Genomic DNA, 547 nt, shown 5'->3' on the forward strand with positions numbered 1-547 from the left:
GTAACGGAGGAGCACGAAGGTGGGCTAATCACGGTCGGACATCGTGAGGTTAGTGCAATGGCATAAGCCCGCTTAACTGCGAGAGTGACGGCTCGAGCAGGTACGAAAGTAGGTCATAGTGATCCGGTGGTTCTGAATGGAAGGGCCATCGCTCAACGGATAAAAGGTACTCCGGGGATAACAGGCTGATACCGCCCAAGAGTTCATATCGACGGCGGTGTTTGGCACCTCGATGTCGGCTCATCACATCCTGGGGCTGAAGTCGGTCCCAAGGGTATGGCTGTTCGCCATTTAAAGTGGTACGCGAGCTGGGTTTAGAACGTCGTGAGACAGTTCGGTCCCTATCTGCCGTGGGCGTTGGATGATTGAGGGGAGCTGCTCCTAGTACGAGAGGACCGGAGTGGACGAACCGCTGGTGTTCGGGTTGTGTCGCCAGACGCATTGCCCGGTAGCTAAGTTCGGCACAGATAAGCGCTGAAAGCATCTAAGCGCGAAGCTGGCCCCGAGATGAGTCATCCCTAGAGCTTCGAGCTCTCTAAAGGGTTGT

The 547-nt window shown here is 55.8% G+C and carries 1 rRNA gene; it reads left to right on the top strand.

Annotated features, from left to right (window positions below):
* Positions 1–547 (top strand): 23S ribosomal RNA (locus EHW58_RS15615); the annotation flags it as partial.

Origin of the sequence: Salinivibrio sp. VYel1, assembly GCF_009377945.1 — a bacterium.
Classification (GTDB): domain Bacteria; phylum Pseudomonadota; class Gammaproteobacteria; order Enterobacterales; family Vibrionaceae; genus Salinivibrio; species Salinivibrio siamensis.